Here is a 12,773-nt window from a genome sequence, read left to right on the forward strand (position 1 = left end):
CCCCATTATTGTCGTCATCGTTGTGCAAAGACTAGGCACTTTCCGCCCTGCCGTCTATAAAGACTTGTTTACAGCCACACCCGTAATGGCATCGCCCGATTAATTGACGTTTACGTTAACGTCAATTAATTTGACTATACCGCCTATACCAACAAGATGTGTGTCAGCCTGCGCAACGCTCGTGATACCGAGCCAATTCAATGCAACAGGCAGTTCATCTGCCGGCAGGCACCAAAAAGGGTCAGCACTATGAGTGAGAGTCCACTGCGCATCGTCACTGCCGCCAGCCTGTTTGATGGGCACGACGCGGCCATCAATGTCATGCGCCGCCTGATTCAGTCGCGCGGCTGTGAAGTCATTCACCTGGGCCACAACCGCAGTGTGGACGACATCATCAAGGCCGCCCTGCAGGAAGACGCTGACGGCATCGCGATCAGTTCCTATCAGGGTGGCCACAATGAATACTTCCGCTACCTGATCGACCGCCTCAAGGCAGCGGGCGCTGACCATATTGCCGTAATCGGTGGCGGTGGCGGCACCATTACGCCGCAAGAAATCGACGAGCTTGAGGCCTATGGCGTCGAGCGCATCTATCACCCGAATGATGGCCTGAAACTGGGCCTGACCGGCATGATCGACGACGCCGTCGACCGTATTGCCGCAAAGCGCAATGCCCACAGCGGCGCCCTGCCCGAGCAGGCGCATGAGGATCTGCGCCGGGCTCGGCTGCTGTCACGCCTTGAGGAAGGCCTGGAAGAACCGGCCAGTGCAGAGCGGCCGGTTCCGACCATTGGCCTGACCGGCACCGGCGGCGCCGGCAAGTCGAGCCTGACCGACGAGCTGGTGCTGCGCTTTGCCACCTGTTTTCCCGACCGGCAATTCGCCGTGCTGGCCGTCGACCCGACGCGGCGGCGCACCGGCGGCGCCCTCCTGGGCGATCGCATCCGCATGAATTGTCTGCGCCTGCCCAATGTGTTCTTTCGCAGTATGGCCACGCGTCGTCAGCATCTGTCCACCAGCGAGGAGCTCAGTGATGCCATTACGGCACTGTGCCAGCAGGGCTTTGATCTGGTGTTTGTCGAAACCGCGGGGATCGGCCAGTCCGACAGCGCCATTGTCGATCTGGTCGACATACCGGGCTATGTCATGACCCCGGAGTACGGGGCGGCCAGCCAACTGGAAAAGATCGACATGCTGGATCTTGCCGAGTGGATTGCGATCAACAAGTTCGACCGCAAGGGTGCGCAGGACGCGCTGCGGGATGTGCGCAAGCAATGGCGCCGCAACCGCGTCGAATTCGAGCGGCCGGATGCCGAGATCCCGGTATTTCCGAGCATTGCCAGTCACTTTTCCGACCCGGGCGTCAATCGGGTGTTCAATCACCTGTGTCGGCTGGTCGGGGAACGCAGCAGCCAGGACTGGCCTGGCGACCTGCCCGAGGGAGATCCACAGGCGCATGTCCTGATTCCCGGCCAGCATCAGCGCTATCTCGCGGAAATTGCCGAGCAGGGCCGGAGTATTCGCGAAGACCTGCGCCAACAGGCCAAACAGGCACGGCAGGTACAGCATTTGTTCGAAAGCCTGCGCCTTCTGGGTGCGGAGCTGGACCCCCTGCATCCGGCACAGCCCGATACCCTGCCCCCCGAGCAGCAGGCATTGGCACAGCGCTACAATGAACTGCTGAATCAGCTCAAACCGGAGGCCCGGGAGGCTCTCGGCACATGGGATCAGCGCATGCAGTCGGTACAGGCTGAAACCTTCGAATACCAGGTGCGCGACAAGACCATCAGTGGTGACAACTATCGGGAAACGCTGAGTGGCAACCGGATTCCCAAGGTCGCTGCCAACAAGACGCGCGACTGGGGCGAGCAGGTCTGGTTCACCGGACAGGAAAACCTGCCCGGCCACTTCCCCTACACCGCCGGCGTCTACCCCTATCGGCGCAGCGGCGAAGACCCGACCCGGATGTTTGCCGGCGAAGGCCCGCCTGAGCGCACCAACCGCCGCTTTCATTACCTGTCGCACGGTCAGCCGGCAGCGCGCCTCTCGACCGCTTTCGACTCGGTCACCCTGTATGGTGAAGACCCGGCCGAGCGGCCGGACATCTACGGCAAGATCGGCAACAGTGGCGTGTCCATCGCCACCCTGGATGACATGAAGAAGCTGTATTCCGGCTTTGATCTTTGCGCGCCAACCACGTCGGTATCCATGACCATCAATGGACCGGCGCCGATGATTCTGGCCATGTTCCTGAACACCGCCATTGACCAGCAGGTGGAAAAGCATCTGCGAGAATCCGGCCAGTGGCCGGAGGCCGAAAAGACCATTCAGCAGCGGCTGGGCAAGAACCCGGTAGGCTATCAGGGCGATCTGCCCGAAGGACACAATGGCCTTGGGTTGGGCCTGCTGGGCATCACAGGCGATCAGGTAGTAGACGCTGATACCTATCAGCGCATCGCCGCCGACACCTTGCAACAGGTGCGTGGCACCGTGCAGGCAGATATTCTGAAAGAAGATCAGGCGCAGAATACCTGCATCTTCTCGACCGAGTTCGCGCTGCACCTGATGGGCGATGTGCAGGACTGGTTCATCAACAACGGGGTGCGCAATTTCTACAGCGTCAGCGTCAGCGGCTATCATATTGCCGAGGCGGGGGCGAACCCCATCACGCAACTGGCCTTCACCCTGGCCAACGGGTTTACCCTGGTCGAGTACTACCGGGCACGCGGTATGGACATCAACCGCTTCGCGCCCAACCTGAGCTTCTTCTTCAGCAACGGCATGGACCCGGAATACGCGGTGATTGGCCGGGTGGCTCGACGGATCTGGGCGCGTGCGATGAAACACCGGTATGGCGCCGATGCGCGCTCGCAGATGCTGAAATATCATATCCAGACGTCCGGACGCTCGCTGCACGCGCAGGAAATTCAGTTCAACGACATCCGGACCACGCTGCAGGCGCTGTATGCACTGCTCGACAACTGCAACAGCCTGCACACGAATGCCTTTGATGAAGCTATCACCACGCCCACGGAAGCCAGTGTGCGGCGAGCCGTCGCCATTCAGTTGATCATCAATCGTGAACTGGGGCTGAACCAGAATGAAAACCCGCTGCAGGGCTCGTTTACCCTGGAATACCTGACCGACCTGGTTGAAGAAGCGGTCTATGCGGAGTTCGAGCGTCTGAATGAGCGTGGTGGCGTTCTGGGCGCCATGGATGCCATGTATCAGCGCAGCAAGATTCAGGACGAATCCATGGTGTATGAACACAAGAAGCACAGCGGCGAATTGCCGATTATTGGCGTGAATACCTTCAAGGCGGCAGAAGACAGCGAGGACACACCGACGGTTGAGCTGATGCGCTCCACCGACAATGAAAAACAGCAACAGATCGAGCAGGTTGCGCGCTTTCGCAGCCTACACAAGGCCGCTGCCGAGCCGGCATTGCGCCAGCTTGCAGAGGATGCGCGGGCCCGACGCAACCTGTTTGCCACCCTGATGCACACAGTCAAGGTGGCCAGTCTTGGTGAAATCAGCCACACGCTGTTTGAAGTGGGCGGCGAATATCGACGCAACATGTGATTGATCAGTGCAGGCAGTCCGTGAGAGAACCGGCCTAAAAAGCCTGTATAGGGCATGCGCGTTGACCTCAGAGCCTGTTACAGTACGCAATTCGGGCTCCGTACGTTGTTCAGGTCAGTGTTTTTGGAAAATCGGCTGGTTTCTTTTCACACGCTCTTTGTAAAAGTGCGTTTTCGGGCAGCAGGGTGGGCCTGGCTGCCGGCCGTGCTGTGCCTGTGGGTCGGTCAGGCGCATGCAGAAACCCGTTTTGCGGCAACCAATGCCGATACGCTCGAAATCACCAGTGCCGTTGACAATGACCTGGTCGAGCGCTGGCGCGATGCACTGGACCGGTATCGGCAGGATCTGCGCCAGGGCCTGCAGGTAGCGAGCCGTCCCCTGTCGCAGCAGAGCGCAGAGATGCAGATTCTGGCGGAACATCTGCGTTCTGCCGGCTACTACAACCATGATATCCAGCCGCGTCCCGAGGAAGACTACAACCGTCTGCGCTACCGGGTGGATCCCGGGCGGCGCTTCGTGGTGCGTCAGATTATCTGGGACTGGCCGGAAGAACTGACCACTCCATTGAATGCCGAAGACACCATTCAGACCGGCGAGCCGCTGGTCGCGCAGAATATTCTGGACCTGCAGACCCGACTGCGGCGGGAGATCCAATCCAGCGCCTGCTACCTGCGCGTCAATGTGCGCTATGAACTGAGCCTTGACCGGCGCGGCAACGCCGGTGATCTGCGTTTCTATATGGAAGACAGTCCTCAGGTCAACATCTCGGAGGTCCGTATCGAAGGCACGGAAGAGGTCAGAAGTTCCTACACACGACGCCTGACCGGTATCGAGGATGGAGAATGCTTTCAGCGACCGCGTCTGGACCGCGCGCGGCTCAATCTGTATGAGTCCAATCTGTTTGCCCGGGTCGATGAACAGGTGTCGGAACCGGATGAAAACAATGAGGTCGTGGTCACCTACCATGTACAGGAACGCTTCCATCGCACCCTCAAGCTCGGCGGCGGTTATGACACCGATGCCGGCCCCGGCGTCAATGCGGAATGGGTACACCGCAACTTCAGCAGACGCGGTGAACGCCTGGTGCTCGATGCCCGGACCAGTTTCCTGACTCAGCGGGTGGGCGCGGCCCTGACGATTCCACGGCGGCGCCCCGAATGGCCCCGGCTGACCGTCAGTACCAGTCTGGAACGCACCCTGTTTGCCGACCAGCGCACCTATGTCTGGCAGAAGGGTTTCAATCTGGAACAGATCCTGACCGACAGCTGGGTCGGCAACTCGGGTGTTGACGTCCGCTCCTCCTGGACCACTACCGAAGAAGGGGTGGTCGACTTCGAGCAATGGCTGGCGCTGCCAACCAATGTGGTCAGAGATACGCGCGATGATGTGCTCGACCCGAGGCGCGGCACTCGCCTGCTGTTCGGCTTTACCCCCAACTTTTCACTGTCCGGCACACAACCTCACTATGGCCAGGTACGTGCCAGCTGGCGCGGTTATTGGGCTCAGACCGACAGCCTGACGCTGGCCGCGACCACCGAAGGCTCAACCCTGTTCGGGCTGGGAGATGAACTGGACCTGGATCGCCTGTCAGTTACCGAGCGTCTTTATGCCGGTGGTGGCGGCTCCGTGCGCGGCTGGCCTTTCCAGGGCGTCAGCCCCACGGATGGCGGCCGCACCCGAGTGCTGCAGAGCGTCGAGCAGCGCGTGCGCTGGTCCGAACGTTGGGGTACCGTCGGTTTTGTCGATGCCGCCTGGTTGTCGCGCAGCGCCACCCTCGACTGGGACGACCCTGCGCTCGGGGCCGGCCTCGGCCTGCGCTTCTTCACGGATTTTGCACCCTTGCGCATCGATGTCGGGTCACCCTTGCCGGACTGGGGCTCAGAGTGGCGTTTCTATTTCAGTATCGGGCAGGCTTTTTGATGGGCCTGGTAACACAAAGCATCACCACGGTTCTGCTGCGCACGGTGCAGGGTTTCTTGTACTTGCTGCTGGTCCTTTTGTTCGTCCTGCTGCTGGTGATCGGCACCCTGCTTGGCACGGCATCCGGCAGGGTCTGGGTGGCCCAGCAAGGTCTGTGGTTGGCCAATGAAACAACCGCCTGGCAGGTTCAGGTCAACGGCCTGAGCAGCCCCTCCCTGACCCAGTGGCAGGCTGACCGGGTGCGTGTTTTCCCGCCGGGGGTGGATGAAGCTGCGATCAGTGTCGACGATCTCGAGCTGCGCTACCCGCTCAATCAATGGGAACTGGCGATCACCATCGAGGAACTGACGGCCCGTCGAGTGGTGGTCGACCTGGACCGACTGCGCCGGATGGATCCGGGGCCACCCCGCGAAGAGCCGCTCGACCTCACAGAGGCAGAACCCATCGAGCTGGACGGGTTCGGCATCTGGCTTGAGCGTCTGGACATCGGTGAACTGCGTCTGACCAGCGCCGAGGGTGATGCCCTCTACGGGCGTCTGACCGGGGCTCTGGCCTGGCCCGAACTGGACAAATTGCCCATTGTCCGGTTGGACTGGCAGGACGACGATACCAACCTGCTGCTGCTTAGTGCGCAGCCCTCACCCGACGGTCAGCTGTGGCTGCTGAGCGGGGACATGACACTGCCCACCAACACCTGGGCCCATGCCATGAGCCAGTGGCCGGAAGACACCGCGCTTACCGGTCGTGTTGACATCACAGCCGATCTGGGTGGCCAGCGTGTACAGATCAATGAATTTTCGTTTCCATGGCAGGGTGAGCCGATAGAGCTGGAAGGCCAGGTGGCTCATGATCAGGGCAAACTCGGTTTTGACGAAGTGCGTCTGCGAGTGGCTGGTCGCGAAAGCCGCCTGCACGGCCATTACGGCCCTGATGGAACCCGCATGGAAGGTGAGTTGAACATTCCGATGAGCCTGGTGCGGCCCTTTCTCCCGGAAGACATCGCCGCTCATACACTGGATGCCGAAGACACGCTGCAAGCCCGTCTGATCTGGCCCGAAGACGGCCGCTGGACCCTTGAGGCTGAATTGATATCACGTTGGCATCATCATCCGGCCCAAATCGATCTGCAGGCAGCCGGCGTCCTGCTGCAAGTGGAAGCGCTGACCGCCAGCGCACGCCTGAGCGAATCGGTGGTCGATATCAGCGGGAACTGGGACCTTGCCGAGCAGCGCGGCCAGTTACAGGTGGACGGTCGCCTGGACGATGATGTGGCCACCCCCTACTGGTCTGATCCGGTATATGGCGGCGCCACCCTGTCAGGCCGACTGACCGGCCGGGGTCTGGATGAAGACGGGCAGTTCGAGTTGCCCATATGGAACGGCACCCTAACCGCCGAGGGGCTGCTGCCCACCGATACCGCCCTGGGCAATGTGCCCTGGTCTGCCGAAGCAGACACTGCCTTCGAGTTTCCGAGCGTGAGCTGGAGCAATTTGCGCCTTACCCTGGAGACCGGAGAAGAGGCCCCGACACTGTTCAGCAACGGTCGCTATGACCTCGCAGATCAATCGCTGGATGTGAACTGGGAGCTGGACGAACTGCCGCTGGGCCCCTTGCTCGCACAACTGATGGACTGGCCGCAGGACCTGACCGCAAACCTGACCGGCAGTGGGTCTGTTCAGGGGCCGCTTGACGACCTGGCTGGGCGTGCCAGCCTCACTGCCCAGGGTCTGCTCATGGGTGATGCCTGGGAAGCAGAGCTGGAAGCACCCCTGATGGCTATGGATCAGCTACTGGTAGAAACGCTCACGGCCCAATGGCGTGACAGCCGTCTGAGCGCTTCGGGTTCGGTGCGCCCCGACCTTGACCGCGACTGGCAGGACTGGCCAGTGCAGCTCGACATTGCACCCCTGGAAATCAACTTCGCCGATGGGCGTCAGCTTCTGCCAGACTGGCCGGAAGAACTGGCCGAAGGTCGGGTGGTCTCTTCACTGTCTGCACGCGGACGGGCGGCCGACCCGGACCTGCTGGCCCAGGCTCGGGTAAATGCGCGTTACCTGGGTGAAAGTCTGACCGGCTCATTCAACTGGCAGGCCGACCAGTTGCAGGCTGATCTGAACTGGCAGGACCGGTTTATCAGCCTGGAAGGCCGTGGTCGCCCCTGGGAACAGGGGCAATGGCAACTACAGGGTGAACGGTTGCGCACCGAAGATATCGCCCCCTGGGTGGATCTGCCCGACGAATTGATAGAGGCCCGCCTGACGCACCAACTGAACCTGAGCCTGGAAGGCAATACCACCGATGCGGACATCTCCCTGCGCACTCGCCATCAAGGCGTATGGGATCGTGAAACACTGGCCGCCAGCACAGACGTCACTCTCGAGTGGCGAGAGGCCTCTGCGCAGCAATGGCATTTGCAAGACCTGCAACTCGACTGGGGAGAAGCACAACTGAGTGCCAATGGCCAGAGTGGCACGGAGGACCTGCTGCCGCGACAGCTGGATGTTGAAGTGCAGGCCTTCCCGTTGCACCGTTTTCTGCCTGCACCAGAGGATTTTGTTGCCCAGGTGTCCGGGCATGCCCGGCTGGACGCCGGCTGGCCTGACTGGCAGGTCGACATCAATATGGATATGGACGGTGAGCAACAAGATCAGATTTTGCTGGGTCGCCTGGAAGGTCTGATCAGAGGCCGCGAAATGGCCCTGGAAAAGATCGACCTGTCGCAACTGGAAATCCGCATGGGCGACTCGCTGGAAGTGATTGGCCGCGGCGGACTTGAGGACGACCTGTGGGATCTGGCTGTTGACTGGAGTGGCCTGGAATGGGCCCCACCTGCAGACCTGCCCCTTCCGGGCAGTACCTGGACAGGGTCCGGCAGCCTGCGCATGAGCGGTGAAGGTGATGACCCGGACGTTCGCGCCTACATGGATTGGACAACCCGCTGGTCAGCGCTGGATGACAGTGAAGCGCTGGACCTTGAGTTCAACACTCAACTGATCACCACCGACGAAGCTCTGACACTGACCAGTGGCCTGCGCCGCCCGGGCCGGGACCTGATCATTGCCAGTGTGGAGACGCCACGTGAACCCTGGTTGCAACGATTGGAGACGCCGGTAGAAGATTGGCCGCTCGCCGTTTTCTGGAGCATTGATCTGAGCACCGAAGAAACCCTGTTCTGGCTTGGCCAGGATCAGCTTCAGGTGGCTGGCGCCATTGCCGGTGAAGGTCGCTTTGCCGGCTCCCTGGCCAACCCGGATATTGCCGGCAGTCTGCGTTGGGAAGACGGCACCTTCCGCCTGCCGGAAGTGGGGGCCGAACTGGATCGCATTCAGATCAGCCTGGACAGCACTGACATCAATACGATCAATGTGGACGGTTCGGCCCGGGCAGGCGACGGCACCTTCACCATTGGTGGAAACCTCGCGTTTGAAGACGGCACCCTGGTCAGCGATCTGCGCGCCGAACTCGATCAGGCTGCCGTTGTGCAACGTCCTGACGTGCAAAGCCTGGCTTCAGGGGTTTTGACGCTGACCGGCCCCTGGCCGGACTTTCTGCTGGCCGGAGATCTGCGCCTGATCGGCCTGACCGTCAACATCAACCGCCTGACCGGTCCGGCCGTAGCACAGCTGGAGATCCACAATGAAGATAACGGCAACGGTCTCAACGGCAGCCTGCCCATTGCCCTGGATATCGGCATCAGAACCGATGGTCCGGCAACCATCCGGGGCAATGGTCTGAACGCTCGCCTGTCCGGTGAGCTGCGCCTGGGCGGCACCATGGATGACCTGCAATCGGACGGGGCGCTGACCATCGAATCCGGCACCTTCAATCTGCTGACCCGCCAATTCCAGTTGCAGGAAGGGCAGGTACGACTGATTGAAGAGGCCATCGATCTGCAGATCATCGCTGTACATCAGCGTCGTGACGTTAACATTGAAGCCACTATCAGCGGCAGCGCCGACCAGTTGCAGTTGACGCTGCGCTCTGAGCCCTCCCTGCCGGAAGATGAAATTGTTGCGCAATTGCTGTTCGGCAAGTCGGTGCAGAATATGACGCCTTGGCAGGCCCTGCAACTGGCCAATGCGATCAATCAGCTTCGGGGAGGCGACAGCCTGGACCTGTTTATGGCCACACGCGAGACGCTCGGTCTGGATACGCTTGAGGTGGAGGCTGCTGGCGACGAAGGGGAGGCTGCGACACTGCGTGTTGGCCGCTATCTGAACAGTCGCGTCTACCTGGAGCTGGACACCGATCTCAATGAGGATCGAGACTGGGCCGGGTCTGTCGAGGTGGAGCTGACCCCCAACCTGAACCTGGAAACCCGGGCCGGCACCGGTGGGCGCAGCGGCGGCCTGGAATTGCGCTGGCGCCGGGACTATTGAGGCGACTTGGCAGCCGGGAACAGATTGTTCGCATTCTGCTCGAGTGCACGGGCCAGGGCCAGACGTTCGTCGGGCAAACGCACGCCCCTGACCTGACAAAGCGCACGAAACACCGACGGTATCTGCACCGGGCTGTTGCGACAGCCCTGAAAGCCCGACAGCGGCATATCGGGCCCGTCGGTCTCCAGTACCAGAGCAGACGCCGGCAGTCTGGCGACTGCTGCCCGTGTGCGGCGGGCACGCGGATAGCTGATCACGCCCCCCACGCCCAGCCAGAGGCCAGCCACACGGTATTCCTGAGCCATTTCGAAACTGCCGGCAAAAGCATGTACCACGCCGCCGCACACCGGCGGGCAACGCTTGAGACTGCGAATCAGCTCATTGTGTGCGCCGACCTGATGAAGGATGACCGGCAGTTGAAACTGCCGGGCCAGGTCCAACTGCGCTTCCAGTAATTCAACCTGCTGATCCATCTTGCCTGCCGGGCCGTGCAGGCCTGTTTCACCGACCGCCACCACATTCCCTTCACGCAACCCAGTTTCAAGCTGTGCAAGATGGTCCGACTCATGCTGTTCGGAAAACCAGGGGTGCAGACCCAAGCCGCAGTATATGCTTACCCGGTCATGACGCAGCATCGACAGGCGCGGCCACTGAGCGGCGGCAACGCCCGGCACCACAATGCGCTCGACGCCGCGTCGCCAGCATTCTGCCAGCAACGCCTCCCGGTCGCCGTCAAAAGCAGGGAAATCAAAATGGCAGTGGGTATCAGTAAACACCATAGCGGAGCCACCTTCGGCCGACGGTCAGTCTGCCAGTGTCAATGGCTGTTGCGTGCGAATCAACTCCGATGGGGTGACCAGCTCTACTCCGACCTCGTCCAGTAACGGGAGTATCCAGTCCAGAAAATCGATCGTTTCCGGGTAGGGGTGGCCAATCATGATCACCCAGCCCTGCTGCTCCATGATGGCCAAAGCCTGTTCGAACTGCCCGCTGATAAAGGCATCCGTCTGCTCATGATCCAGAAAGACATGGCGCTTGAGCGCCGGCACATCATGCTGTCGCGCAGTCTGATAAGCGATGCTGCGGGCACTGGTCAGGGAGTCGATAAAATAGAGGTTGTGCTCTGAAAGGGTCTCCATGACCAGACCCATCGGCTCTTCGCGCTCTGTCAGCAGGCTGCCCATATGGTTGTTGAGCCCGGCGGCATGCGGGACATCAGCCAGCGCCTCGTCCAGCGTCTCCTGCCATTCATTGGCCGTCATGTGGGCTTCCAGCCCCATCGGGCCCAGGGGGAAACGGCTGTGGTTGGCCATCGGCATGTGCAGCATCACTTCGCGTCCTTCGGCATGCGCACGCTCGGCCAGCGCGGTGCTGTAGGCCAGCCCGGGGAGAATGGAAAAAGTCAGGTTTCCCGGCAGGTCGATTGCCGCTTCACCGAGGCGCCGATTGTTGCCCAGGTCATCGATGATGATGACCATGCGTGGACCCGGAGCGGCGTCGGCTGCCGGCACTGAAAGACCGGCTACCATGACCAACAGGAGGTACAGTGCTGTGCAATGCCTCCATGATCCGCCCCGAGTCCGCATGATCACCGCTGCAGTATCGACAGACCCTTGAGCAGATTCAATGCCTCATAGAGCTGGAAGTCGCGATTGATTAGTTCTTCCTCGTCCAGCTCTGAAGGATCCATGTCTGCTTCATCCGCCAGCCGCTCGAGATGGCCGCGCAGGTCGCGCTCACGGCGCAGCGGCATATCATCCACAGCGAACTGGCCCTGGCGTACCACCAGATCCGGGGTAATGCCCTCGGCCTGAATCGACTGACCGGCAGGCGTATAATAGCGGGCAGTGGTCAGTTTGAGCGCGCTGTTATTGTCCAGCGGCAGCACGGTCTGTACCGAGCCCTTGCCGAAACTCTGGGTGCCCAGGATTACCGCACGACCGTGGTCCTGCAGGGCACCGGCCACGATCTCACTGGCCGAAGCCGAGCCGCCATTGACCAGTACGACCAGGGGAATATCCGGGTAGGGCGTGGAGCGGCGCGCATGGTAGCGGTGAGCACTGTCGGGAATCCGGCTTTCGGTGTAGACCACCAGTTCTTCGGACAGGAACACATCCGCCACATCAACAGACGCATTGAGCAATCCGCCCGGGTTATTGCGCAGATCCAGCACCAGACCACGCAGGTCACTGCCGTATTCTTCTTTCAGGCTGTCAATCTCGCGGGCCAGGTCGCGTCCGGTGTTCTGCTGGAAGGAACTGATGCGGACAAAACCGAACCCGGGTTCCAGCATACGGCTGCGGATCGAGGTCACCTGAATGATCGCCCGCTCGATGGTGATTTCAAGCGTTTCGCTGCCCCGCAGGATGGTCAGTGTGATATCCGTTCCCGGTTCACCACGCATGATGTCCACAGCCTGGTTGAGGCTCATGCCCTGCACGGACTCGCCATCAAGCCGGGAGATCAGATCACCGGCGCGCACGCCGGCATGATAGGCCGGCGTGTCATCAATCGGTGACACCACCTTAACCAACCCGTCTTCCATCTGTACTTCAATACCCAAGCCGCCAAAGCGGCCTGAGGTGGATTCCCGCAGGTCGGAGAAGTCATCCGGTGTCAGATAGCTGGAATGAGGATCGAGCCCGGACAGCATGCCGTCGATGGCATTGCGGATCAGTTCGTCGTCATCCACTTCATCCACATAGGCGCGCTTGATGCGGTCGATCACCTGCGCCAATTGACGAATCTCGTCAACCGGCAGGTTACCGCTCAGTTCAATCGAGTGACGGTCTGCATAAACGGTCGAACCTACGCCTATTGCAAAGCCAAACAGCAGGACCGCTACCAGACTGACCGCCGAACGTGTCTTGAAAATCATGTACTTCTCTCCAC

At 60.8% G+C, this 12,773-nt stretch carries 6 protein-coding genes; 3 read left to right on the forward strand and 3 right to left on the reverse strand.

Annotation, left to right across the window (positions count from 1 at the left end; translation table 11 throughout):
• Positions 1-249: 249 nt before the first annotated feature.
• From LAT62_RS02495 to LAT62_RS02505, 3 genes are all read left to right on the forward strand, one after another.
• Entirely contained in the window at positions 250-3,582 is a 3,333-nt protein-coding gene (locus LAT62_RS02495; protein ID WP_293378443.1) for a methylmalonyl-CoA mutase family protein, read from the forward strand.
• A 123-nt stretch (positions 3,583-3,705) separates the two neighbouring features.
• Positions 3,706-5,502, forward strand: coding sequence for an autotransporter assembly complex family protein (locus tag LAT62_RS02500; RefSeq protein ID WP_293378446.1), 1,797 nt, complete (start codon positions 3,706-3,708; stop codon positions 5,500-5,502).
• The gene (locus LAT62_RS02505; protein WP_293378449.1) at positions 5,502-9,881 is read left to right on the forward strand and encodes a translocation/assembly module TamB domain-containing protein; all 4,380 of its coding nucleotides are present in this window, start codon (positions 5,502-5,504) and stop codon (positions 9,879-9,881) included. Before LAT62_RS02500 ends, LAT62_RS02505 begins: the two co-directional genes overlap by 1 nt.
• Here the strand turns inward: LAT62_RS02505 and LAT62_RS02510 are convergent.
• The 3 genes from LAT62_RS02510 to LAT62_RS02520 form a co-directional block, all read right to left on the reverse strand.
• Complete coding sequence (locus LAT62_RS02510; RefSeq protein WP_293378452.1) at positions 9,875-10,660, reverse strand: TatD family hydrolase; 786 nt, start codon at positions 10,658-10,660, stop codon at positions 9,875-9,877. The two genes, LAT62_RS02505 and LAT62_RS02510, sit on opposite strands and share 7 nt — an antisense overlap.
• Positions 10,661-10,684: 24 nt before the next feature.
• Positions 10,685-11,392, reverse strand: a complete 708-nt coding sequence (locus LAT62_RS02515) for a divergent polysaccharide deacetylase family protein (RefSeq protein WP_293378454.1) — start codon at positions 11,390-11,392, stop codon at positions 10,685-10,687.
• A 77-nt stretch (positions 11,393-11,469) separates the two neighbouring features.
• Entirely contained in the window at positions 11,470-12,759 is a 1,290-nt protein-coding gene (locus tag LAT62_RS02520; protein ID WP_293378457.1) for a S41 family peptidase, read from the reverse strand.
• Positions 12,760-12,773 lie beyond the last annotated feature (14 nt).

This window comes from Natronospirillum sp., from assembly GCF_022565775.1.
Lineage (GTDB): Bacteria > Pseudomonadota > Gammaproteobacteria > Pseudomonadales > Natronospirillaceae > Natronospirillum.